22 protein-coding genes and 2 pseudogenes are annotated in these 24,147 nt (G+C 65.7%); 12 read left to right on the forward strand and 12 right to left on the reverse strand.

The window, feature by feature from the left end:
• The first annotated feature begins 72 nt into the window (after positions 1-72).
• The 3 genes from B0E50_RS01270 (at position 73) to B0E50_RS01280 (ending at position 3,521) form a co-directional block, all read left to right on the forward strand.
• Positions 73-1,686 carry a S53 family peptidase gene (locus B0E50_RS01270; protein WP_077439263.1) on the forward strand — a complete coding sequence of 538 codons (1,614 nt, stop codon included), beginning with the start codon at positions 73-75 and terminating at the stop codon, positions 1,684-1,686.
• A gap of 84 nt (positions 1,687-1,770) precedes the next feature.
• Positions 1,771-2,814 (forward strand): glucokinase, encoded by a 1,044-nt coding sequence (glk, locus tag B0E50_RS01275; protein WP_256364081.1) that lies wholly within the window; start codon positions 1,771-1,773, stop codon positions 2,812-2,814.
• Positions 2,815-2,837: 23 nt separating this feature from the next.
• Positions 2,838-3,521, forward strand: a complete 684-nt coding sequence (locus tag B0E50_RS01280; protein ID WP_077439265.1) for an HAD family hydrolase — start codon at positions 2,838-2,840, stop codon at positions 3,519-3,521.
• Between the two features lie 16 nt (positions 3,522-3,537).
• On the opposite strand, the gene B0E50_RS01285 is transcribed toward B0E50_RS01280, so the two are convergent.
• From B0E50_RS01285 to secB, 7 genes are all read right to left on the reverse strand, one after another.
• Complete coding sequence (locus B0E50_RS01285; RefSeq protein WP_077439266.1) at positions 3,538-4,770, reverse strand: ABC transporter permease; 1,233 nt, start codon at positions 4,768-4,770, stop codon at positions 3,538-3,540.
• Positions 4,767-5,972, reverse strand: coding sequence for a hypothetical protein (locus B0E50_RS01290; RefSeq protein WP_077439267.1), 1,206 nt, complete (start codon positions 5,970-5,972; stop codon positions 4,767-4,769). Before B0E50_RS01290 ends, B0E50_RS01285 begins: the two co-directional genes overlap by 4 nt.
• A complete protein-coding gene (locus B0E50_RS01295; protein WP_077439268.1) occupies positions 5,969-7,873 on the reverse strand; it encodes an HlyD family efflux transporter periplasmic adaptor subunit in 1,905 nt (634 codons plus the stop codon). Before B0E50_RS01295 ends, B0E50_RS01290 begins: the two co-directional genes overlap by 4 nt.
• Positions 7,857-8,522 (reverse strand): ABC transporter ATP-binding protein, encoded by a 666-nt coding sequence (locus tag B0E50_RS01300; protein WP_254427134.1) that lies wholly within the window; start codon positions 8,520-8,522, stop codon positions 7,857-7,859. The genes B0E50_RS01295 and B0E50_RS01300 overlap by 17 nt, the downstream gene beginning before the upstream one ends.
• Before the next feature lie 112 nt (positions 8,523-8,634).
• Positions 8,635-11,652, reverse strand: coding sequence for a DEAD/DEAH box helicase (locus B0E50_RS01305; RefSeq protein WP_077439301.1), 3,018 nt, complete (start codon positions 11,650-11,652; stop codon positions 8,635-8,637).
• Between the two features lie 112 nt (positions 11,653-11,764).
• A complete protein-coding gene (locus tag B0E50_RS01310) occupies positions 11,765-12,790 on the reverse strand; it encodes an NAD(P)H-dependent glycerol-3-phosphate dehydrogenase (RefSeq protein WP_077439270.1) in 1,026 nt (341 codons plus the stop codon).
• Between the two features lie 10 nt (positions 12,791-12,800).
• The gene (gene secB / locus B0E50_RS01315; protein ID WP_077439271.1) at positions 12,801-13,304 is read right to left on the reverse strand and encodes a protein-export chaperone SecB; all 504 of its coding nucleotides are present in this window, start codon (positions 13,302-13,304) and stop codon (positions 12,801-12,803) included.
• Between the two features lie 316 nt (positions 13,305-13,620).
• On the opposite strand from secB, the gene rpmB reads away from it, so the two are divergent.
• The 4 genes from rpmB to B0E50_RS01335 all read left to right on the forward strand — a co-directional run bounded on the left by rpmB (position 13,621) and on the right by B0E50_RS01335 (position 15,136).
• Positions 13,621-13,857 carry a 50S ribosomal protein L28 gene (rpmB, locus tag B0E50_RS01320; RefSeq protein WP_072759006.1) on the forward strand — a complete coding sequence of 79 codons (237 nt, stop codon included), beginning with the start codon at positions 13,621-13,623 and terminating at the stop codon, positions 13,855-13,857.
• Positions 13,858-13,868: 11 nt separating this feature from the next.
• Positions 13,869-14,036, forward strand: coding sequence for a 50S ribosomal protein L33 (rpmG, locus tag B0E50_RS01325; protein ID WP_017463578.1), 168 nt, complete (start codon positions 13,869-13,871; stop codon positions 14,034-14,036).
• Between the two features lie 151 nt (positions 14,037-14,187).
• A complete protein-coding gene (locus B0E50_RS01330; protein WP_077439272.1) occupies positions 14,188-14,736 on the forward strand; it encodes a DUF4166 domain-containing protein in 549 nt (182 codons plus the stop codon).
• On the forward strand, positions 14,726-15,136 hold the full coding sequence (locus B0E50_RS01335; RefSeq protein WP_077439273.1) for a thiol-disulfide oxidoreductase DCC family protein: 411 nt from the start codon (positions 14,726-14,728) through the stop codon (positions 15,134-15,136). The genes B0E50_RS01330 and B0E50_RS01335 overlap by 11 nt, the downstream gene beginning before the upstream one ends.
• 6 nt (positions 15,137-15,142) lie before the next feature.
• Here B0E50_RS01335 and B0E50_RS01340 read toward each other — a convergent pair whose 3' ends face one another.
• Together B0E50_RS01340 and B0E50_RS01345 are read right to left on the reverse strand one after the other, a co-directional pair.
• The gene (locus B0E50_RS01340; RefSeq protein WP_077439274.1) at positions 15,143-16,252 is read right to left on the reverse strand and encodes a saccharopine dehydrogenase NADP-binding domain-containing protein; all 1,110 of its coding nucleotides are present in this window, start codon (positions 16,250-16,252) and stop codon (positions 15,143-15,145) included.
• Between the two features lie 118 nt (positions 16,253-16,370).
• Complete coding sequence (locus tag B0E50_RS01345; protein WP_077439275.1) at positions 16,371-17,564, reverse strand: fatty acid desaturase; 1,194 nt, start codon at positions 17,562-17,564, stop codon at positions 16,371-16,373.
• Positions 17,565-17,740: 176 nt separating this feature from the next.
• Between B0E50_RS01345 and B0E50_RS01350 the strand changes: the two genes are divergently transcribed.
• The 5 genes and pseudogenes from B0E50_RS01350 to mutM form a co-directional block, all read left to right on the forward strand.
• Entirely contained in the window at positions 17,741-18,505 is a 765-nt protein-coding gene (locus B0E50_RS01350; RefSeq protein WP_077439276.1) for an ABC transporter ATP-binding protein, read from the forward strand.
• Complete coding sequence (locus B0E50_RS01355; protein ID WP_077439277.1) at positions 18,502-19,272, forward strand: ABC transporter permease subunit; 771 nt, start codon at positions 18,502-18,504, stop codon at positions 19,270-19,272. The genes B0E50_RS01350 and B0E50_RS01355 overlap by 4 nt, the downstream gene beginning before the upstream one ends.
• Entirely contained in the window at positions 19,272-20,627 is a 1,356-nt protein-coding gene (locus B0E50_RS01360; RefSeq protein ID WP_077439278.1) for a GldG family protein, read from the forward strand. The genes B0E50_RS01355 and B0E50_RS01360 overlap by 1 nt, the downstream gene beginning before the upstream one ends.
• A 3-nt stretch (positions 20,628-20,630) precedes the next feature.
• Entirely contained in the window at positions 20,631-21,122 is a 492-nt protein-coding gene (locus tag B0E50_RS01365; protein WP_077439279.1) for a hypothetical protein, read from the forward strand.
• Between the two features lie 23 nt (positions 21,123-21,145).
• Positions 21,146-21,967 (forward strand): annotated as a pseudogene (gene mutM, locus B0E50_RS01370) (bifunctional DNA-formamidopyrimidine glycosylase/DNA-(apurinic or apyrimidinic site) lyase); the annotation flags it as partial.
• 108 nt (positions 21,968-22,075) lie between these two features.
• Here mutM and B0E50_RS01375 read toward each other — a convergent pair.
• From B0E50_RS01375 to B0E50_RS01385, 3 genes and pseudogenes are all read right to left on the reverse strand, one after another.
• The gene (locus B0E50_RS01375) at positions 22,076-22,843 is read right to left on the reverse strand and encodes a hypothetical protein (protein ID WP_077439281.1); all 768 of its coding nucleotides are present in this window, start codon (positions 22,841-22,843) and stop codon (positions 22,076-22,078) included.
• Between the two features lie 24 nt (positions 22,844-22,867).
• Positions 22,868-23,500, reverse strand: coding sequence for a thymidine kinase (locus B0E50_RS01380; protein WP_077439282.1), 633 nt, complete (start codon positions 23,498-23,500; stop codon positions 22,868-22,870).
• Positions 23,501-23,683: 183 nt separating this feature from the next.
• Positions 23,684-24,147: pseudogene (locus B0E50_RS01385) on the reverse strand (tryptophan 7-halogenase); the annotation flags it as partial.

The following is a 24,147-nucleotide window of genomic DNA, read 5'->3' on the forward strand; positions in this document are numbered from 1 at the left end:
GACACTTTACCGTCACGTTTTCGGGTGCACCCTCGGCGTCGAGACCCGCCGTTCCCCGCCGGAGGAAGCATCATGAGCAAGACCACACCTACCGTCGCGACTGCCGACTGGCATCTGCCGACCAACGCCCGCTACATGGGCTCGCATGCCCCGGATGAAACGCTCGACGTTACCCTGGTCCTGCGGCGCAGGAGCCCGCTCGGCACGCTGGCACCGTCGGCATCGCGCAGCGAGCGGCATGCAGATTTTGTTGCACGCTACGGTGCCGATCCGGCCGATGTGGAACGCCTGCGCAGCTTCAGCCGCCAACATGGCCTGCAGGAACTGGCCTGCGAACCGGGACGACGCACGCTGCATCTGCGTGGCACTGCGCAATCCCTGCAACAGGCGTTCGGTGTGCAGCTGGGCCATTACGAGCTGACGCCCGGCGGGGCTCCCTATGTCGGCTCCGCGCAGGCGCCCGTCCTGCCTGACCCGGCGGTCATCGCGGTGCTGGGACTGGATCAGCGCCCGGTCGCGCAACCGCATTTCCGCATCGCGCAAGCAACACCTGCCAATACCTACACACCGTTGCAGGTCGGGCAGCTGTACAACTTTCCCGCTGGCGACGGCACCGGCCAGACCATCGCGATCATCGAACTTGGCGGCGGTTATGTGCAGACCGATCTGGATACCTACTTCAAGGGTCTCGGGTTGACGACGCCGTCCATCACCGCCGTCTCGGTCGATGGCGGCAGCAACCAGCCCGGTGGCGATGCGGATGCCGAGGTGATGCTGGACATCGAAGTCTCCGGTGCACTGGCACCGGCGGCGCAGCTGGTGGTCTATTTTGCCGGAAACACCGACCAGGGTTTCTACAACGCGATCTCGCAGGCCGCACACAGCACCACCCAGCCGGCCAATGTAATGTCGATCAGCTGGGGCGGCCCCGAAAGCAACTGGAGTACGGCGTCGCGCAATGCGATGGAGACTGCACTGGAAGATGCCGCCGCACTCGGCGTGACGGTGACCGTGGCGGCTGGAGACAACGGTTCCAGCGATGGCGTCAGCAGCGGCCAGCCGACAGTGGATTTCCCCGCCTCCAGCCCTTCCGTGCTGGCCTGTGGCGGCACCGAACTTGTCGGCAGCGGCAGCACGATCAAGAGCGAGGTGGTGTGGAACGAGACCGCCGGCAACGAGGGCGCCACCGGCGGCGGTGTCAGCACCGTGTTCGCGCTGCCTTCATGGCAGTCGACGTCGAAGGTTCCCGCGGCACCGAACGGTTTCGTCGGTCGCGGTGTGCCGGATGTCGCCGGCAACGCGGATCCGCTCACGGGTTACAGCGTGCTGGTCGACGGCCAGAGCGAGGTCATCGGCGGCACCAGCGCAGTCGCGCCGCTGTGGGCCGCGCTGGTGGCGCGCCTCAACCAGCAGCTCGACCACGCGCTGGGCGCCGCCAATGCCGCCCTGTACGGCATCGGCGAAGCGCCGTTCCACGACATCACCCAGGGCAACAACGGCAGCTATGCGGCCGGCCCGGGTTGGGACGCCTGTACCGGCCTGGGCAGCCCGAACGGGCAGGCCCTGCTCAGTGCGCTGCAAGGTAATAAGTCGAGCAGTCCTGCGCCCGCGCCCTCAGGCCACAAGCCCAAGGGCGACACCCACAAATCGCCAGCCTCGGGCGGCAAGCCCAAGGGCAAAGCGTAAGCTTGTCCGGGCCAGCCGGTGCCACGCGCCAGCAACCCGGATCGACCGGGTGCTGGACGCTGGCCGGCATTCACGGCAGGCTTGCTGTTTTCCGCGTCGTCCCCTGGAGTCCCGATGCACGTTCCCGCCGCCCCCACCCTGCTCGTCGATCTCGGCGGCACCAATGTCCGTTTCGGGGTGGCTGATCCATCACGCGACAAACCCCTGCTGACCGAAAGCATCCGGCGCTATCGCGTGGCCGAGCACGATTCGCTGGTCTCCACCGCGAAGCAATACCTCGCCGACACCGGCCTGAAGGTGAGCCGTGCCATCGTGGCCGCCGCCGGGCGCATCGTCGACGGCGAGACGGTCAAGGTCACCAACAATCCATGGGCGATCTCGGCCCACCAGACCGCCGCCGCGCTGGGCCTGGAATACGTGCACCTGGTCAACGATTTCGCCGCGCAGAGCATGGCCGTGACACTGCTGCAAGGCGACGATCTGGTCGACGTGGGCACGGTGTCGCGTCCAGTGATCGGTGCCGAGGACGAGCAGACCTTCGCCATCGTCGGTCCGGGGACCGGCCTCGGCGTCGGCGGGCTGTTGGTGCGCGACGGCCATTGCAGCGTGCTGCAGACCGAAGGTGGCCACGCCGGTTTCGCCGCGCATTCGCCGGAGGACATCGCAATCCTCGACTATCTCAACCAGAAGTACGGGCGCGTCTCCAACGAGCGGCTTATCTGCGGCCAGGGCCTGGTGAATCTCTACGACGCGATCTGCCACATCGTCGGCGCCCGCCCCGACGACCTCAAGCCCGAGGACATCACCGCCCGCGCCAAGGACGATGGCTGCCCGTTGTGCACCCGTACCGTGGAGACCTTTGCCGGCATCTTCGGCAGCGTTGCCGGCGACCTGGTGCTTACGCTTGGCGCCTGGAACGGCGTCTACCTCACCGGCGGCCTGATCCCGGTGCTGCTGCCGTGGCTGGAGCGCGGTCGCTTCCGCGAACGCTTCGAGGCCAAGGGCCGCTTCCGCGACATCATGGAGAAGGTGCCGACGCAGGCGATCATGAATCCCGAACCGGGCCTGCTCGGCGCGGCCGCGCTGAGCGTGATGGAATCGGGACGTTCGCTGCTGCCGCGTCACTGAAACGCACACCGACGGAAGCTCTCATGCCGCGCAACGACACCGCCTTCCTGTTCGATCTCGACGGCACCCTCGTCGACAGCGTCTACCAGCACGTGCTGGCGTGGAAGGAGGCGCTGGACCGGGAGGGCGTCGAGCTGTCGGTGTGGCGCATCCACCGCAAGATCGGCATGAGCGGCGGCCTGTTCGCCAACATCCTGCTGCGTGAGACCGGGCTGGAAATCACCGAAGATCGCCTCGAACGCCTGCGCCAATGGCATGCCGACGCGTTCAACCGACAGCACACGCAAGGCTCGGTGCGGCCGCTGCCCGGTGCGCGCGAACTGCTGGCCTATCTCACCGAACAACAGATCCCATGGGCGATCGCCACCAGCGGCCGCATGGAAACCGCCGCCCACAACCTGGAAGCGCTTGGTGTCGATCCATCGAAGGTACCGGTGGTGACGCGCGACCAGGTACGTCACGCCAAACCCGACCCCGACCTGTTCCTCGCCGCCGCCGCGCGCCTCGGCGTGGACATCCATCAATCGCTGGTAGTCGGCGACAGCGTGTGGGACATGCTCGCCGCGCAGCGCGCACGCGCGCTTGGCGTAGGCTTGCTGAGCGGTGGTTACGGCCACGCCGAACTGCAACAGTCCGGCGCGTTCCGCGTCTATGACGACCCGGCCGACATGCTGCGCCACATCGACGAGATCGCCGCGCGCGATTGAGCGGGCGCACTGCTGATCACTCGTCCCTGATCGCGGCGATCGGATCCAGCGCCGCCGCCTGCCGTGCCGGATAGATGCTGAAGGCCAGGCCGATCAGCATGCAGGCCAGCACCGAGGCGATCACGCCGATCGGCGCCCACGCCACCTGCCAACCGGCGAATGCGGCGATCGCGTAGGCCAGCAGGGCGCCGAACAGCAGTCCGATCAACGCGCCCGAGGCGCAGATCACCAGTGCCTCGCGCAGGAAGCGCGCCACGATGTCCTGCCGCCGCGCCCCGATCGCTCGCAGCAGGCCGATCTCGCGGCGCCGTTCCAGCACATTCGCCAGCATGATGTTCATGATGCCGATGCCACCGACCAGCAGGCTGACGCCGGCGATCGAGCCCATCACCACGCTGAAGATGCGCTGGGTCTTCTGGTTCTGCTGATACAGTTGCTGCGGCACGATCAGCTGGTAGTCGCTGGCACCTGCATGGCGCTGGCTGAGCAACTCGGTGAGCACACGTGCACCGACGGAGAGATTTTCAGGGTCCTGCAGCCGCAGCAGGAAGCGGTCGACCTCGTCCTCCATGGGCTGGAAACGGAAGCGTGCCCGCGCACTGGCCAGCGGCACGAAGATGCGGTTGCTGTCGGCACCGAGCGCGACGCCCTCGAACTTGTCCTGGCCCAGATCGCGATCGGCCAGCACACCGACCACGCGCAACCAGACCTGGTTGACCTTGAGCAGGCGGCCCAGCGGCTTGCCATCGGGAAACAGGTCATGCGCGACCTGATGACCAAGCACGGCGACTGCAGCGAGACTGGCATCATCGTCCGCATTCGGCGCGCGGCCTTCGGCCAGCTGCAGCGAGGCCAGCTGGAAATAGTCCGGACTGATCCCGCTGACTTCCGCATCGGCATGGCCACTGTCGCTGAACACGCCCCAGCGCTTGATCCGTTTCTCGGCCGCGTAATGCTCGGCCGATGGCACCACGTCCAGCGCGGCGCGTGCGTCGGCGACGGTGAGCCCGAGGCTGCGCGCGCGGGTTTCCTTCAGCGCATCGCCGTCCTGGCTCTTCGCCTCGACGATCAGATTGTGCAGGCCGAGGCTGTCGACCAGCTTCAGCGCCTCGCGCCGGCTTCCCTCACCGACGCCCTGCATGGCGACGATCGCGCCGACACCGAAGATCATGCCAAGCAAGGTCAACAGGGTGCGCAGCTTGCGCCGCGAGAGCTCCTCGATTGCTTCGCGCCAGCGTGCGGAAATCATTTCGCCTCCTTGGCATTGGCAGCATCAAGCAGCACGCGGTCACCCTGGTGCAGTCCTTCCAGCACCTGCGTGCGGGTCGCGCCGCGCACGCCCAGCTTCAGCTGGCGCGCCTGCACCTTGTCCCCGGCAAGTACCTGCACGCTGGACGCGCTGCCGTCATGGCTCAGCGCCATGTTCGGCACGCTGAAGCTCTTGTCCACATGCAACAGGATGATCTTGCCGACGAAACGCTGGCCAGGCACCCAGCCATAACGCCGCGCGACATCGGCCGGCACGGTCGCCTTCATCGCCAGATATTTCACCGGGTTCTCGCTGCTGCGCGGCTGCGCCGCGGTGGCGACCCAGCTCAGCCGGACCGTCACGTGCTGAGTCGGCATGCCCCAGCGATGCAGTTCGACTTTGTCGCCGACCTGGATGCCTTGCGCCTCGATCTGCGGCACCGCCAGCTGCACCTCGAGCGCATCCAGATCGGGCAGGCTGGCGAAGCTGTTGCCGGCATACAGGCTGCTGCCCACATGCGGCAGCTGGTCCGACCAGTTCTTTTCCAGCATCAGCACGCCGGCATGCGGGGCACGCAGTTCAAGTGCCTCCAAATCCTCCTGCTTCTGCTTTGCCACGGTGTCGAAGCTGCTGCGCTGTGCATCCAGCACGGCCAGCTCGGCGTTGCCGCGCGAGGCCGACTGATCCTCGCGCCACTTCAGGATGCGCTGGCGCACGTCGAGGTAGTGCACGTCCTGCACCGCATCGAGAATGTCATTGCGCGCCATCGCCTCCAGCGGCGCGTTGGCATAGCGCGCGGCAATCGCGTGCTGCACGGCGACCTGGGTGAGGTCGACCCCAAGCTGACCGCTCTTGTCATCCAGTTCGGCCTGCTTGGTAGCCCGCGCCAGCGTGTTGCGCTCCAGATCGATGCGCGCCTGCGCCAGATCCTGCTTGCTCTGTTCGGCCGAGAAGCGCGCGACGAGCTCGCCCTTGGCCACCGTGCTGCCATCCGGCAGCATCCAGTTGAGTTGACGCGCCGTCCACTGCGAACCCGGCACCAGCAATGGCGTCGGTTTGGTCGAACGCAGCTCGCCCTCGGCCTGCACGCTGAACTCCAGTGGCAACGCCCGGGCTTGTTCCAGCACCGTACGATCCGCACCTGCATGACCGCAACCGCCAAGCAGCGGCAACAGCATGGGCCACCACCAGCGACGGTTCATCGGGAGGCTCCCGCTGCGACGGGAATTTCCACCTGCACGGCCTGGCCGGGCTTGAGCTTGAGCTGGCCCGGATCCTGATCCAGCCGCACGACCAGGTCCACCACCGGCACGACCTCGACCCGCGATTTGCTGTGTACGGTGCCGCCCACCTCGGCGATGTGTCCGTTCATGCTGCGATCGCCGCCACCAGCGATCACCACACGCACGCGCTGGCCCGGATTCACCCGCCCGAGTTCGCGTTCCGGCAACGCGGCACGCACGGCCAGGGTGGACAGATCCGGCATCTGCGCCACCGACTGGCCACGCCAGATCTGCGAGCCGACATCGACCTTGCCACCGCTCCAGTTGTCCTGGTGCAACACGATGCCGTCGCGTGGCGCAGTGACAGTGAGCGAGCCTACCGATTCCTTCAATTTCTTCACTTCGGCGTCGAGCTGACTGGCGTCGGCATCGGCCATGCGCTGTTCGGCGGCGCGCTCCTCGGCGGCCATGCGTTCACGCTGTGCCGTCAATGCCATCCGCTGCTCGGCCTTGGTCCGCGCGATCACCAGCTTCTGATAGTCCACCCGCGCGATGTATTCCTTCGGCTGGTTGGCCTTGCGCTGCGCCTTTTCCATGTCGGCCTTCGCCTGCGCCGTGGCCAGCTCGGCCTCGCGTGCGCGGTCGGCCAGATCCAGCCTGAGCTGTTCCTGCGTGCGCAGTTTCTCGGCCAGCTGGCCTTGCTTGGTGGTGAGGTTCTTGATCACGTCGCCGCCATCGAACACCACCAGCATGTCACCCTTCTTCACGACCTCGCCATCGCCGGCCATCTGGGTCACGGTCATCTGCCACAGGCCGTCCACCGCCGGCGGCGAGATCGCCAGGCTGCGTTGCGCATAGATCTCGCCATCCACGTGCAACGGCTCGTCGTGCCCGGCGACGGACGGACGGCCACGATCACCGACATCAGTCAGGTCGCTGTCGATCCGCACACTCATGCCTGGTCGAAACACCAGTGTCGACTTCGCCGGCAGCGCGATATCGACCTCGAAATAGCGGCCATCGCCCCAGTCACTCTTGCTCGCAGAGGTACCTGCAATCGCACCGATGCTGCCTTGCAGTTCGCTGCCTGGCAGCGCATCGAAATGCAGCCGCACCGGCTGGTTCACACGCAGCCCGACACGATCGGGCTCCAGCACCCAGCCGTGCACGGTGTATCCACTACCGCTTCCCACCAACTGGCCCACGTTGGTGCCGGGATAACTGGAAGAACCCTCTTCGTAACGCCCACCGGCGCCGAACACGGTATCGAAGCCGTGGATCACCGTACCGTCGCGCTCCGCATGCACCACCGCCCCAGCCACCTGGTCCTGATAGAAGGCCAGCGACAGGCGTTGCTTGCGCAATTCAAGCTCACTGTCCTGGCGTCGTCGTGCGACGGCGGCGATGGCCTGCGCCACCTCCTGTTTCTTCAGTGCCAGTGCACGCTCGGTGCGTTGCATCTCGCCTTGGTAGCGGTCGTAATTGAGTGCGGAAATCACCGATTTCGGGATCGATGCATCCACCGCAGCGGTATCACGCTCGGCCTGTGCATCAGCGAGCGCGAGTTCGGCGTCGGCCTGCTTGAGTTCGAGATCCGCGATCTCCTTGGCGTTCTTCGCGGTTGTCTGTTCAAGTTGCGCCTGCAGCGTACTCAGCTGGGTCTCGGCCGGCCCGGCGTCGATGCGCAGCAGATCGTCACCCTTGCTCACCCGCGCCCCATCGGCGACGTAGTAGCGCAGCACCACCGGCGAACTCATCGACGGCGGTGTGAAGATGTCCTGCGCATCGGCCACCTGCACTTCGCCGCTGAATACCGTGGCCAGCGCCGGCCACGGAACGATTGCCAGCAGCAGCGCGAGCGCCTCAAGCCGCCGAATCATGTTCGATCCTCCCGTCGCGTAGGCTGATCTGCCGCTGCGCACGTGCGGCGACTTCGGCATCGTGGGTAACCAGCACCACGGTCTGCCCGCCGGCATGCACTTCCGCGATCAGCGCCAGCACGTCGGCGGCACTGCGCGAATCGAGATTGCCGGTGGGCTCGTCGGCCAGCAGCAGGGCGGGCTTCATCAACAGCGCACGGGCAATCGCCACACGCTGCATCTGGCCACCGGAGAGCTGGCCGGGACGGTGCGCCAGATGCTTCTGCAGTCCCATGCGTTGCAGCAAGTTGTGGGCGCGCTGCTCTAGCCCGTCATCCGGACCGCGCAGGAAGCGCCGCGGCAGCAGCGTGTTCTCGAACACGCTCAGTCGCGGCAGCAGATGGAATGACTGGAACACGAAACCAATGCGCCGGTTGCGGAAATCGCTGGCGCGCTCGTCGTCGAAGGTGGAGACATCGACGCCATCGAGCAGGTAGCGCCCGCTGTCGGGGCGATCGAGGCAGCCAAGCATGTTGAGCAGGGTGGATTTGCCCGAGCCGGACGGGCCAACGATGGCCATGAACTGGCCCTGCGGCACTTCGAAACTGACTCCATCCAGTGCGGCAATCGTTTGCCCACCCACCCGGTAATGGCGGGTCACCGCTTCCATGCAGACCATCGTGATTGTCGCCCCCGTCAAACACTATCGTCGGAGTTTTACGGGTCGAAAGCTGCTTTGGCAAGTATCTTTCGGCACCGACAACGCGCCGTATATATCCGGATCATGCCGGTGCCAGCAGCGCGTCCAGATCGCCCTGGTCGAAGCTGAGCTTCTCGCGACTGCCGCCACCTTCGAGTACCGCGGCCGCCAGCTCGGCCTTGCGCACCTTCAGCTCCTCGATGCGCTCCTCCACCGTCCCGGAGGTGATCAGGCGGAACACAAACACCGGCTTGTCCTGACCGATGCGGTGCGCGCGATCGCTGGCCTGCGCCTCGGCGGCCGGGTTCCACCACGGGTCGTAATGGATCACGGTGTCGGCGGCGGTGAGGTTGAGGCCCACGCCGCCGGCCTTCAGCGACAGCAGGAACAGCGACACCTCGCCATTCTGGAAACGCTGTACCGGCTCGGCACGATCGCGGGTATCGCCGGTGAGGGTAACGTAGCGGATGCGCCGGCGATCGAGCTCGGCCGCGATCAGCTTGAGCATGCCGGTGAACTGCGAGAACAGCAGCACCTTGCGGCCTTCGTCGAGCAGCGCCGGCAGCATGTCCATCAGCAGTTCGAACTTGGCCGATTCGTGCACGCCTCGCGCGACTTCCAGCTTCACCAGGCGCGGATCGCAGCAGACCTGCCGCAATTTCAACAATGCGTCCAGCACCACGATGCCCGAGTGCGCGATACCGCGCTGGGCGATCACCTCGCGCAGTTCTTCCGCCAGCGACAGGCGCAGGCCTTCGTAGAGGTCGCGCTGACGGCCTTCCATCACCACACGGCGGGTGATCTCGGTCTTCGGCGGCAGTTCCTTTGCGACCTGGGCCTTGGTGCGGCGCAGGATGAACGGAGCCAGCCGCAGGTTCAGCCGCTGCTGGCACTCTTCGTCGTGCTGCTTCTCGATCGGCACGCGGTAGAAGCGGCGAAAGGCGCCTTCGTCGCCGAGCAGGCCGGGCACGGCCAGGTCGATCTGCGACCACAGCTCGCCGAGATGATTTTCCAGCGGCGTGCCGGTGAGGCAGACATAGCGCGAGGTGCGCAGGCTGAGCAGTGCGCGGCGTGCCTGCGTGCGCGGATTCTTCACCTGCTGTGCCTCGTCCAGCACGATCAGTGCGAAGGGTTGTTTTCTCAAGGCGACCACATCGCGCGGCAGCAGCGCATAGCTGGTCAACACGATGTCCTGCGCGCCGAGCTGGATGAATTCCTCGGCGCGTTGCGGCCCGTGCAGGGTCAGCACATGCAGGCCCGGCGCGAAGCGGGCGATCTCCGATTGCCAGTTCGGAATCAGGCTGGTCGGCACCACGATCAGGGCCGGCTGGCTCAAGGCGCCGCCCTGCTTCAACGACAGCAGATGGGTAATCAGCTGCAGGGTCTTGCCCAGACCCATGTCGTCGGCCAGCACACCACCCACGCCGGCTTCGGCCAGCGCGTTCAACCAGCGCAGACCCTCGCGCTGGTACGGGCGCAACTCCACGGTGAGCCCGTCCGGCACCACATCGCTGGCGCGCTCGGCGGCATCGCGCAGGCGTGCGGCAAAACCACGCAGCGATTCCGATGCTTCCAGCGTACCGCTGCCGGGCATTGCCTCGACCAGCTCCTCCAGTCGCCCGGCCTGCACACGCGGCAGATGCAGCTGCTTGCGCGGCTTTTCCAGATATTCGGCCAGCGGCGCCAGCAGACCGCGCAATTCCTTCAACCGTACCGGCACGCGGCGGCGCGCATCGACCGGTGCGTACCAGACGGCATCTTCCGGCTCGTTCGGCGCGGGACTCAAGTTCAGCTGATGCTCGGCCAGCGCCTGCGCCACGGCCGGCAGCAGGTTGTGCCGCTGACCGTCGAGCTCGATGCCGATCTCCAGATCGAACGCGTGGTCGTCGGCATCTTCCACGGCATGGCCATACCAGCGCACCGGACCTTCCAGCACCTCGAACGGAAAACTGGGCGCGTATTCGACCTGGAAATTCTCCGCTTCGAGTTTAGGCCGCAACGCCAGCCAACGCGCCGGCGTGTTGACCTCCAGCGCACCGGCGTAACCGGTGCCGGGGAACAGCCATGCGTCGTCGGGCAGGCCGTCGGCCACGTCCCAGGGCAGACCTTCGGTATCCACGCCTGGCGTAAGGCCAGCGCGTTCTAACTGCTCCATCGCGGACAGCTCTTCGGCGCGACGGCGGGTGATCTCGACCAGTTGGCCGTTGCGCACGCGGCGGACCAATGGCTCACCGCCTCGGCCAGGCAGGCGCTCGCCAGCGTAGTCGAACGCCAGCCGCGCATAGCCCAGCGGTGGCGTGCCGGCCGCAAGGCGCGCGTGCCGGGTCAGCGCATGCAGGATCAGCACCGGCTTCGGCGCCAGCTGTGAGCGACGCAACTCGCCGAACACCTGCGGCAACGGCACCCGCGTCGCCAGCCGGCTACCCGGCAGGCGATTGCGCAGGCGGCGACCGTGCTCGTGCTTGAGCGGTGGCAGTTCCAGCCAGTGGGTTTCCTCGGCCGCGGCGTCGAACAGACCCAGCGTGGCGCGCTCGGCATCGAGATACCACAGGGCATCGATGCGCAGCAGGCGCTGGCTGTGCGGCAGCAGCGGCAACAGGCGCTGGCTGCCGTCCGACTCCATCTGCCAATGCCAGTTGAGTTGATGCGACTTGCCGCGCGACAGGCGCAATCCGGCGAGACCGCCGAGAAAGCACGGCGCGGTATCAAGGATCTCGGCCAGCAAGGTGTCGCCCACATGGCCGCCTAGGCGCGCATAGCTGCGACTCTTGCGCACGTTCTGCGGCAAACCGAGCATGGTGGCGGCGAGCCGTTGCTCATGCGGCGGCAAGGTCGACTGCGCCAGGTGGCGGCTGTCCATCGGCACCGGTCGCGTGTAGCGGCCGTGTTCGGCCGTGCTCAGCAAGACCGGCGCCACATCCAGCCGGGCAAACGCGGCCCCTTCCTCCGGCACCACATCCAGAAAGAAACCGAGTACGCCGCGATCCTCGACCGCGACCGGTTTCGGCATGGCCAACAGCCGTCGCCATGCCTGCGGCAAGGCTTCGTCGTCACCGGCTGGCGATGTATCGGCGTGCTGCTTCTCGTCCGGTTGCTGCATGCGCATGCGATCCGTGGCGACAACCAAAACATTGAGCTTAGCAGTGCCGGAGCTCCGTGCGGCGTCATCTGGCAGGCAATGTTGCCAGCCTGTGCCGCCGCTCACGGGAGAGTCAGGCAGTACCGAACAGGCCGCGCGGGTATTCCGGTTTCTGCTCGCGTGCCATCAGCGCCTTGAGCCCGTCGACCGGAGTGACTTCGCCGTGCAGCACGGCGCGCACGCCGGCGCTGATCGGCAGGTCCAGCCCGTGCTTGTCGGCCAGCCTCGCCACTTCATCGGCAGTGAGGATGCTCTCCACCACCTGGCCGATCCGGCGTACTGCTTCGTCGATCGCAATACCCTGCCCCAGCGCAAGGCCGAGTCGGCGGTTGCGCGACAGATCGCCGGTGCAGGTCAGCACCAGGTCGCCGAGGCCGGACAGGCCGATCAGGGTCTCCGGCCGTGCGCCGAGCGCCACGCCGAGACGCAGCATCTCGTTCATGCCGCGGGTGATCAAGCCGGCACGAGCGTTCAGGCCCAACTGCATGCCGTCGGCGATGCCGGTGGCGACCGCCAGCACGTTCTTCATCGCACCGCCGAGTTCGGCACCGAGCATATCGCTGCCGGAGTACGCGCGAAGGTTCGGCGCATGCAGCAGGCTGGCCAGTTGATGCGCAAAGGCATTGTCTTCGGAGTGCACCGTGACCGCGCTGGGGAGGCCAGCGGCCACTTCGCGCGCGAACGATGGCCCGGTGATCACCGCAGCCGCCCGACCAGGCAGCTGCGCAGCGACCAGTTCATGCAGGAAACGACCGGTACCCGGCTCGAAGCCCTTGGTCGCCCACGCAATCGCCGTACCCGCGTCAAGCAACGGCGCCAGCTCGGCCAGCATCGAGGCGAACGCATGGCTGGGCACCACGATCAGCACGATGCCGGCACCGCGCACGGCGGTAGCCAGATCGCTTTCGTAGTTCAGCTCGGGCGGCAGTTCGACGTCCGGCAGGTAACGCTGGTTGCAATGGCTGGCCGCCATGGCCGCCAGCGCCTGCCGGTCGCGCCCCCACAACCGGGTCGGCACCCCGTTGCGCGCCGCCAAGGCCGCCAGCGCGGTGCCCCAGGAACCGGCACCGAGGACGGCCAGAGTCGGACGTTCAGCCATGTCGGATCGCTCAGCTGTTGAGCATGACCGGGGGTTGATCACCACCCATCGAGCGACGCTGCTGTTCGGCGAACAGCGCGTCGAAATTGATCGGCTGCAACAGGAACGGCGGGAAACCGCCTTCGATCACCAACGAGGAAATCACCTGGCGCGCATACGGGAACAGCAGGTTCGGGCAGTAGCTGCCGATGATCCCGGCATGATCCATCGCGTTGAAGCCGGAGACGCCGAACAGGCCGGCCTGCTCCACTTCGGCCAGGTACGCGGTGCGCTGGCCGACCGTGCAGGTCAGGGTGAGGCTGAGCACCACTTCGTACAGGTTGTTGCCCAGGTCGGTTGCCTTCTGGGCCAGGTTCAGCTGCACCTGCGGCTGCTCCTGCTCGTTGATTTCCTGAAAGATCTGCGGCGCACTCGGTGCCTCGAAGGAGACATCCTTGACATAGATCTTCTGCAACACCAGCTGCGGCTGGTCGTCGTGGCCGTTGGCCAGGTCATTGGTGCCTACTTCTGCCATCGGGAATCCCTCGGGTTTGATCGGTCAAAAGAGGACAATTGTTCCATACATCCCCCCGCGGCGCACGCCGGGTGGAATCCAGCGCCCCTGGAAAGATTGCGCACAGCCTTGTTTTTCTGCGAGAATACGCGGCTCGCCTCGATCGACCCGGAGTTTCGGGTAGTCCGCCACGCGGTACGGACCTCACGATCATGCGTGGCAACACTCTCCAGCATCGCGTGGCGCACAGCGCCGCTGGGCCGATGTCACCCTGGCTAACGGGTGCTAAACCGACTTTCAAAGCCACGGCTTCTGAAGTCATTCAACGGAGGTCGTCATGGCCCGTGTATGTCAAGTCACCGGTAAGGGTGTGCAGAGCGGCAACAACGTCTCGCACGCCAACAACCGTACCCGTCGCCGCTGGTTGCCGAACCTGCATGAGCGTCGTTTCTGGGTGGCCAGCGAAAACCGCTGGATCAAGCTGCGTGTGTCCAACAACGCCCTGCGCACGATCGACAAGAATGGCATCGAAGCCGTGATTGCCGAGATGCGCGCCCGCGGCGACAAGGTCTGAGGATTTAAATCATGGCTAACAAGACCCAAGACAAGATCCGCCTGATCTCCTCGGCCGGCACCGGCCACTTCTACACCACGCAGAAGAACAAGAAGAACACGCCGGAAAAGTTCGAGTTCAAGAAGTACGATCCGGTCGTGCGCAAGCACGTGATCTACAAGGAAGGCAAGATCAAGTGACCAACAGTCCACGCGCTTGGCGCGTGGGTTACCGTTGGTGTTGGTCACCCCTGCGAAGGCAGGGGTCCAGCGCCTCGAAGAAACCCGCCCTCGTGGCGGGTTTTCTTTTGCCCGCTTGCCGTCAGTACAGCGCATCCCGCATCATTTCCCGATGACCCCGGATCCGGCCTTGTTCCCCGCCCTGCTCGGTGAACGCTGGCACCTGCTGGCCACGCCCGTGAAGCAGATGCATGGCGACACGCTGCACGTACTGGCACGCGGCGCCGCCGACGTGGAAGGCGCCATGAACGTGCCCATTCGCTGGTTGCGGCGCCTGCTGGGACTGCCGGAACCCGGCCTGCAACAACCACTGGAAGTCACCATCGAGCGCCACGGCACACGCGAGATCTGGACGCGCCGTTTCGCCGGCAAGCAAATGCGCTCGGTACTCGATTGCGTGACCAACTCAATGCTGCTGAGCGAACAACTGGGTCCGATCACGCTGCGTTTCGAGTTGCTCCGCGATGACAGGACCATCGACTGGCAACTGCGCAGTGCGCGCATGTTCGGTTTGCCACTGCCACGCGCGCTGTTCGGCAATGTGCTGTCGCGCAGTGGTGCACAGGATGGGCGCTACGCCTTCCACATCGACACCCGGTTGCCGTTGCTCGGCCGCCTGGTCGCCTACCGCGGCTGGCTGGAGATCGTCGATGACGACTGAAGACGGACCGGTCATCGTGTTCGACGGCGTCTGCCTGCTGTGCAGTCGCTGGGTCGACTTCATCCTGCGGCATGACCGTGATGGCTGCTTCCGACTCGCGGCGATGCAGGGCAATCACGGCAGCAGCTTGCTGCGGACGCATGGCCTTTCGCCGGATGACCCGTCGTCCTTCCTGCTGGTGCAGGGCGGCCATGGCTATACCGATACGGATGCGATCTCGCGCGTGCTGCGTCAACTAGGCGGTGGCTGGACGTTCGTCAGCGGCTTGTTGCGCGCCGTGCCACGGTTCCTGCGCGACCCGGCCTATCGCTGGATTGCGCGGCATCGCTACCGCTTGTTCGGACGACGCGAGCAATGCCGTTTGCCTGATGCCGCGCTTGCCGTACGGTTTCTGGACTGACTCCACTCAATCCAGTACCTCCAGCCCGGTGCGCAGCGCATAGCCGGCGAAGCCATCTACCAGCTGATCCAGTGTAAGCAGGCCCATGCATGGCTGCGCGCCCTTCGCCGTGACCAGACCATCGGCCAGCCGCTGCGCCAGCACCACGGCAGGCGTCACCGGTACCTGCGGGCCATCGCCTGCGGCCGCATCAAGCCACCAGCGCAATCGCAACGGCGCACCATCGATACCGTGACCGACAAGCTCCACCACCATGCCACCGACATCCGAGCCGAAGCGAATGAAGCACTCACTGAGGCGGCGCAGGCGTGGCGCGTACACGGCGAGATTGCGGACCAAGCCCAGCCGCACCAGCCACGCCGCGCACCAGGTACCCCATTGCAGCAGCGGCAACTCCAGTCCGGCGCGGAACAACACCGTGCGCACCTGCGGGTAACGTGTCGGGAACAGCTCCAGATCCGGCACCTCGCAGGCACCGACGTGCCGATGCCCGAACGGAAACAGCTGCCGCTTGCCGGACATCCAGCCGTAGACGTGCTGCCAGCGACCCTCGCGCCAGACCCGGATCGGTCGCCCGCAATAGCCGAGGATCGAGGCCACCGTGGCATCGCCACGCGGCGTGCGATTGCCGGGATTGATCGCATGCTCGATCGACTGCAAGGCACCGAAGCGCGGCAGCAACGCGTCGACCACCGCACTGCTCAGCGCCGGCACGCTCGACGCACCGCTCACCAGCAGTCGACCGGCTTCGCGGGCACGTTCGTCCAGGCGTCCGATGCCGCTGACAAAATCGCGACCATCGGCGAGGTCGATGTAGTCACTGCCACAGGCCAGGCAGGCCTCGGCGACTCGATAGTCCTGGCTCTGGAACGGGCCAGCGGTATGGATCACCAGCTGCGGTGCCAACCGCACCAACGCTGTGGACAGCCCGACGTCTGTGACATCAAGCGTTGCGACCTGCGCTGAAATGTCGCCCAGTTCGTCGCGCAAAGCTTCCAGTACCGACCGTTGTCGGCCCGCCAGAATCAATACAAAGCGCGGATCACCCGCCAGCCGCTGCGCGATACGCGAACCGAACACGCCCGTTGCGCCGATCAAGACCACCCGCAAAGCCATACCCGCTCCCTGAGAAATACTCGACACCTGCATCACAACTCTCGCACGCCGTAGCTCCGCACAAAAGAAAAGCCCGCCATGTGGCGGGCTTGTTCCAGGTGCTTTGGCGATTACGCGATCAGGCTGTTGCGACCGCATAGCCCTTGAGCCGCTGCGCGAATTCCTGCAGCGCACGGATGCCGCTTTCCTCGGCTTCGTGGATCCACTGCTGCAGACCCTTCAGCGTCTGCTCGGCACCACGCTGCTCCATCAGCGCCGCGAGGCGGTTGCGGAATTCGAACACGATGGTCAGGGTCGGACGCTTGGCCAGCACGGCCTGCATGCGCTCACGACCTTCGCTGTCCAGCCAGCGACCACCGTCGGCCATGGCCAGCCGGATACGGCGCGGCATCGACTTCAGGCTTTCACCGGCGTGCTGCGCTTCGTCGCTCAGGGTCGGCACGATCACGCCGCGGTAAAAGTCGGTCATCGCCTGGAAGCGGTGGGTCAGCACGGCTTTCAGCGTCTCGGCGTCCGGCAGGCGCACGTTCGGGCGCACATCGAGCGACGGTGCCACGCGCAGCACCTTGGCGAGGCCGACCGCACGGAACATGCAGATGGCCGCCCAGCCGATGTCGAATTCCCACTTGCGCAGCGCGAACTTGGCCGAGCTGGGGAAGGCATGGTGATTGTTGTGCAGCTCTTCACCGCCGATCCAGAAACCCCACGGGATCAGGTTGCGCGCGGTGTCTGCGCTCTCGAAGTTGCGGTAGCCGGCCCAGTGGCCGATGCCGTTGACGAAACCAGCCGCCCAGAACGGGATCCACACCATCTGCAGCGCCCAGATCGCGGCGCCGATCACGCCGAACAGGGCCAGATTGATCACCAGCATCAGCGCCGGACCCCAATACGGGTGCGCGCCATAGACCTTGTGCTCGACCCAGTCATCCGGAGTGCCGCGACCGTACTGCTCCATGTCCTGCTTCGACTCGCAGGCGTCGCGGTACAGCGAGACGCCATCCCAGAACACCTTCTTGATGCCGTAGATCATCGGGCTGTGCGGATCTTCCTCGGTCTCGACCTTGGCGTGGTGCTTGCGGTGCACCGCCACCCACTCACGGGTGACCATGCCGGTGGTCAGCCAGCCCCAGAAGCGGAAGAAGTGCGCCAGCACCGGGTGGAAGTCCACGCCACGATGGGTCTGGCTGCGATGCAGATACAGCGTCACGGTAAAGATGGTGAGCTGGGTCATGATCAGAACGTAGACGAGCATCTGGACCCAGCTTGCGCTGGCGAGGCCGTTGTTCAGGAAATTGAGCACTGCATCGAGCATGGAAAGCACCGGGTAAGGGATGGATTCAGTCTAGTCGAGGGTCTTCCATACCCGCCAGCATGGCCTAGCCCACAATAGTATCAGCCCGTCAAGGGGGAGAAGCTAATACGTCGTTAGTTCACGCGACTGGCAATCGCCAGTTGTCTAAACAGTGGGGGCACCGTGACAATCAGGCAATGACCTTGCCAACCGACGTATCCGCGACCCCCATGCTGCGCCTGGACCAGCTCAGCCGGCGCCGCGCCGGCCGGCCAGCCGTGCAGAACCTGAGCCTGACCTTGCCACGCGGACAGGTGCTTGGGTTGCTGGGCGTCAACGGTGCCGGCAAGTCGACCACCCTGTCGATGATCGCCGGCGCGCTGCGGCCGGACAGCGGCAGCATCCAGCTGAACGGCATGGATTTCCTGGAGCAGCCGGAACTGGCGCGCGAGCTGATCGGCTGGCTGCCTGAACGTGCCCCGCTGTGGCCGGAACTGACGGTGAGCGAGCATCTCGACGCGCATGGTCACCTGCGCGGCTTGCGCGGTGCGGTGCTGAAACAGGCCCGTGCCGCCATCATCGAGCGCCTGGAACTGCAGCCACTGGCCCGACGCCTCGCCGGTGTGCTGTCGCAAGGTCAGCGTCAGCGCCTCGGGCTGGCCTGTGCACTGCTGCACAAGCCAGCTCTGCTGGTCCTTGATGAACCGGCCAATGCGCTCGATCCGGTGCAGGTCGCCGCGCTTCGCAGCCTGATCCGCGAACAGGCCGCTGCGGGCACCGCAGTCATCCTGTCCACCCACCTGCTGACCGAAGTCACTGCGGTGTGTGATCGCGTGGCGATCCTGCACGACGGCACGCTACGCCACGATGGCCCGGTGCACAGCGGCGATCACGCGGCACTGGAACGCAGCTTCTTCGAGATCGCGATGAACAGCCATACGCAACCGGCGCACGCCGCATGAGTCATGCCCTGACGAACACGGCCGCCGTGACACGACTGGAATGGCGGCGACTGCTGGTGCGCCCCCTCGCCTGGGTGCTGGCTGCGCTGACCGTGGCCTGGCTGGCATGGAATTTCACGCTGATGCTTGGCAGCTTCCTTTCCTCGCAAATCCAGCGCGCCGCGCAACCGGATGGTCCGGGCTTCATCGATCTGGTCGGCGTTCCCTTGTTGGGTCAACTCGCCCAGCTGGCGTTTCTGGTGGTGCCGTTGATCACCATGTCGGTGATTTCCGGCGAACGTCGCAACGGCACGCTGCCGCTGCTGTTCGCCGCCGGCGTGCCCGCGTGGCACATCGTTCTGGGCAAGTATCTTGCCGTGCTGGGCTGGCTGCTGTTGTGGCTGCTGCTGACGCTGGCGATGCCGCTGGCGCTGCTGCATACCACCCATTTCGACTGGGGCAAGCTGGGCGCCGCCACGCTCGGTCTCGCGCTGATGCTGGCGGCGCTTGGGGCAGCCGGCGTCGCCTGCTCCACATTCGCCTCGCACCCGGCCCTCGCCGCCGCAGCGGCACTGGTCATCGCGCTGGCGCTGTGGAGCGTGAACCTCGGCGCGCAAATGGCCGGCATCAACGGTGGCGTGATCAACTGGCTGGCCATGAGCAGCCACCTGCAGCCACTGCTGCGCGGACTGGTATCGACCACCGACATCGTGTGGTTCGTGCTGCTGATCGTGCTGGCACTGGCGCTGGCTTCGCGCCGGCTGGCCGCCGACAGGGAGCGTGGCTGATGGGCACACTGTTCAGACGTCTGGATGACTGGTTGTTCGCGCTGCTGCTGCTGCTGGCAGCAGCCGCCATCGGCTACCTCAGCACGCGCTATGTACACGAGGCCGACTGGACTGCCAACGGCCGCACCAGCCTGTCGGCGGAGAGCCGTGCCGTGCTGGCCCAGTTGCACGGACCGGTGGATATCGTCAGCTACGCGAATCCGCAGGGCAACTTGCGCCAGACCGTGGCCGGCTTCCTGCAACGCTATCAGACGGTGAAGCCGGATCTCAGCCTGCGTTTCGTCGATCCGCAGCAGGACCCGGCGAAGATGCGCGAGCTGGGCATCACTGTCGATGGCGCGTTGATCCTGCATTACAAGGATCGCGAGCAGCGACTGGATGAATTGTCCGAACGCAGCCTCACCAATGCACTGGAACGGCTGATCCGCGGCAGCGACCGCATCCTCGCGTTCGTCACCGGCGATGGTGAACGCCGCCCCGATGGTCCGGGCAATGCCGACCTCGGCACTTTCATCAACCAGCTTGAAGGCCGCGGCATGCGCGCGGTGCCGCTGAATTTCACCCAGGCCACCGACGTGCCGCAGCACACCGACCTGGTGGTGCTGGCCAGCCCGGCACTGGCGCTGCCATCGGGTGAGGTCCAGGTGCTGGTTCGTTACGTGCAGGGTGGCGGCAATCTGTTGTGGCTGACCGAACCGACCAATGACGATCTCGGCCTCGATCCACTGGCCACGGCACTCGGCCTGCGCGTGCTGCCGGGCGTGCTGGTCGACGGCTCCGGTGCAGCACTTGGCCTGCATGACCCGCGCCTGATCGCGCTGGGGGATTATCCGCCGCAGGCGATCACACGCGGCTTCACGCTGACCACGCTGTTCCCGCAGGTGTCCGCACTGGCCCAGGTGACCCAGGCGGGGTGGGCGGCCAAACCATTCCTGCGTTCCAGCGCACAGAGCTGGACCGAGTTCCACCCGATCGATAACGACAAGCCCTCGGATATCCGTTTCGACGCGGCTGCCGGCGAACTGAAGGGGCCGCTCGATTTCGGCTTCGCGCTGAGCCGGCTGTCACCGAGTCCGGACAAGAGCGAGCAGCGCGTGGTGGTGATCGGCGACGGCGATTTCCTGTCCAACACCTTCCTCGGCAACGGCGGCAACCGTGCATTGGGCGAGCGTGTGTTCGACTGGCTGCTGGGCGACGACAAGCTGGTCGACCTGCCGCCACGCGGTGCACCGGATCGGCTGATCGAGATCTCGCAGGCCGGACTGAACGCGATCAGCTTCGGCTTCCTGCTCGTGCTGCCGCTGCTGTTGCTGCTCATCGGTGGTCTGATCGTGTGGCGTCGGCGCCGTCACTGAGCCATGAAGCGTGCCACGCGCCAGCGCCTGTTTCTGCTGCTTGTTGTGGTCGCGCTGCTGGCGCTGGCCGGCTGGCAGCTGCGGCGCGACGCGCAGACCGCTCCCGGCACCCTGCTCGCGCTTGATCCAGCTGGCATCAACCACATCACGCTGACCCTGCGCGGCTCGTCGCCCATGCATTATGAAAAGCGCGACGGACACTGGTGGCGCATCGATGGCACGCCGGCGCGGGCCATCGACGGTCGGCTGAATGAACTGGCCGGCACAGCCGCGGCGCACGTGCTCAGCTGGCGCCCGGCCAGCGACTTCGATCCCGCGAAGATCGGCCTGACATCCCCGCAGGCAGTACTCGAACTGGATGGACATGCGCTGGAGTTCGGCGAATCCTCGGTGACCGGGCCACAGCATTACGTGCGTGTCGGCCAGCGGGTTGCACTGGTATCGACGCGCTACATGCCGCGATCGCCGGCGCTCCAGATCACCGAGCTGCACTGAGCCACTGAGCCGCGGAACCTCCCTTGCCCGAACTGCCCGAAGTAGAAACCACCCGCCGCGGCATCGCACCGTATCTGATCGGTCGGCGCGTCACCGGCGTGATCCTGCGTCGACCCGACCTGCGCTGGCCGATCCCGGCCGAGATCAGCACGCTGCTGCCCGGGCAGCGCATCGATGCCGTGGAACGGCGCGCGAAATACCTTCTGCTGCAGACCGAAGCCGGCAGCGCGCTGCTGCACCTGGGCATGTCCGGTGTACTGCGCGTGTTGCCGCCGGATGCCCCGATCGGCAAGCACGATCATGTCGACATCGCGCTGGAACGCAGCGCATCACAGGCAGCGCGCATCCTGCGCTTCACCGACCCGCGCCGCTTCGGCTGCCTGCTTTGGCAGGCGCCCGGCGAGACGCATGAACTGCTCGCCAGCCTGGGCCCGGAACCGCTGACCGATGCCTTCGACGGCGACCTGCTGTGGCGCACGTCGCGCAGCCGCAGCGCAGCCGTAAAAGTATTTCTGATGGACAACGCCATCGTCGTCGGCGTGGGCAACATCTATGCCAGCGAAGCGCTGTTCGCCGCCGGCATCGATCCGCGCCGCGCTGCCGGCTCCATCTCGCGTGCGCGCTATGCGCGACTCGCTGCCGAGGTGAAGCGCATTCTGGGCTGGGCGATCGAACGCGGCGGCACCACCTTGCGCGACTTCCTCAATCCCGACGGTGCGCCCGGTTACTTCTTCCGCGAACTGAATGTCTATGGCCGTGCCGGCGAACCATGCCGCGTCTGCGGCACGCCGATCAGACAGGTGGTGCTGGGGCAACGCTCGACCTTCTGGTGTCCGCACTGCCAGCACCGATCGGTCAAACAAGAGCGGTGCAGGAGCGACTTCAGTCGCGATGCTTTCGTTTCATGCGGAAAGAGCGATCGCGACTGAAGTCGCTCCTACAGGGATCGCCGCTCAATCGGGCCAGCGAAATTCCACATAGGTGTTGTTGAAGTCAGGGTGCTCCAGCCCACCGCCGAGATGCAACGTGACGCCGCCCGGGATGCCTTCGATGGCCAGCGACTGGCCCTCGCTGAAGTGCGCGCCGAGCGCTTCCAGTTCGACCAGCCGCTCGCACAGCATGCCGGCACGATCGAGCACGCGATCGGGCACGTTGCGGATACTGATGTCGGGTCGACCGAACTTGCGCATGCCGCGCGTGTGGATCCATGAATGATCCGGCCTGGCATCGTTGTCGCGCAGGATCAGCAGATGGTTGCGGACCGGCGCGCCCTCATGGACCAGGTACTGTCTGCGCCAAGCATCCGCATCGAGCAGGCTGAGGATCTGCGGATCGAGAATCGCCACGCCGCCCATGTCGAGCAGGCCGGCCAGCACACCCAGGGTGTCGCGCAGATAACCCGTGTCCGCACTGTCCTTGAAGCGGCCGCGCACGATCAGCACTTCGGGTGCATCGAAAGCGCGCTGGTAGGCCACCGGCGCATCCTCCTTGAACATGCGGCCCATCGCGCCTTTCAGCGGGTAACCTTCCCATTGGCGCAATGCACTGTGGTAGTGGTTGTTGGACTCGACGCCCGCCGGCAAACCAAGACTTCCGTATGGCTCGGACGGCACGCGGATCGCATCGAATTTTCCGAACACATAGAACTGCAGGAAGATTTCCTCGGCGCTGGGCTGCCAGTGCGGACGCTGCCAGGCGGGAATGATGATCGGAGTGTTCATGGGATTCCTTGTTATGGACGCCGCTCAGTGGCTCTCGCCCAGCGGGAGCACCGTCTGCTGCAGTTCGATACGGCCGCTGCCCTCGCTGATCTTCTTGAACTCGGCGCGGCTCACCGAGACATAACGGTCGTTGCCACCGATCTCGACCTGGGGTCCCTCGGTCACGGCACGTCCCTGTTCGTCAACCCGAACCACCATAGTGGCCTTGCGACCGGTATGGCAGATCGTCTTGATCTCCTCCAGATTATCCGCCCAGGCCAGCAGATAGCGACTGCCCTCGAACAGCTCGCCACGAAAATCAGTCCGCAGGCCAAACGCCAGCACCGGGATATTGAGCTTGTCGACCACATCGCTGATCTGCCACACCTGCGACTTGGTCAGGAACTGCGCCTCGTCGACGAAGACACAATGCAAGGCGCTGCGTGCAGCGATATCGGCCTCCACCAGCGCGAACAGGTTCTCGTCGCCGCCGAAACGGCGCGCATTTGCCTTCAGGCCGATGCGCGAGGCGACCACACCTTCGCCGTAGCGATTGTCCAGCGCCGGCGTGAGGATCAGCGTGCGCATGCCACGCTCGTGATAGTTGTACGCACTCTGCAGCAGCGTGGTGGTCTTGCCGGCATTCATTGCCGAGTAATAGAAGTAGAGCTTGGCCATGGGCTTGGATTCGGGTCTGATCGTGCATGGTAACGCGAGCGCCGCCGAACTCCTCCCTCTGCATGCAGGAAAGGCTGGGAGGGATAGCCCGGGCTTGCGCTAAAATCCAGAGCGCCCACCCTCCAAAAAGGGAATTTCCTTCGGTCACAACCCTCCCCTGCTTGAGCAGGGGAGGGTGCAGTGTCAGACCTTGTCCAGCGGTGTGGTGCCTCCGGTGAACTGCAGGCGTGCCTGCGCCAGCCGGTACCGGCGCTCGGCACGCCAGCGCCGCCAGTCGCGCAGGCCGCAGATTGCATAGACCAGCTTGAACACCTGCAGCCGCCACAGCACCTTCGGCGTGTCGAACAAGTCGCCAGCCAGCATCGAGATCACGCCCTGCTCCAGCTGCCAGGTGTTGCGCGGCTGGCGGAACATCTGCTGCATCACCGGCCCGTTGAAGCGGTAGATGAAGAATGAAAAGCGCGCCATGCCGGCGCGCTGGCGTTTCTCCAGCTTGCGCAACAGCGCCATCTCGCGCTTCGGCTCGCGCAAGGCCCGATCGACCACGTCAACCGCCTGCTCCGCCCCGCTCATCGCCAGGTACACGCCGGAGGAGAACACCGGGTCGAGGAAGGCGAAGGCATCGCCGACCAGCACCCAGCCCGTCC

The sequence above is a fragment of the Rhodanobacter sp. C01 genome (assembly GCF_002001045.1).
In the GTDB taxonomy this organism is placed as follows: Bacteria; Pseudomonadota; Gammaproteobacteria; order Xanthomonadales; family Rhodanobacteraceae; genus Rhodanobacter.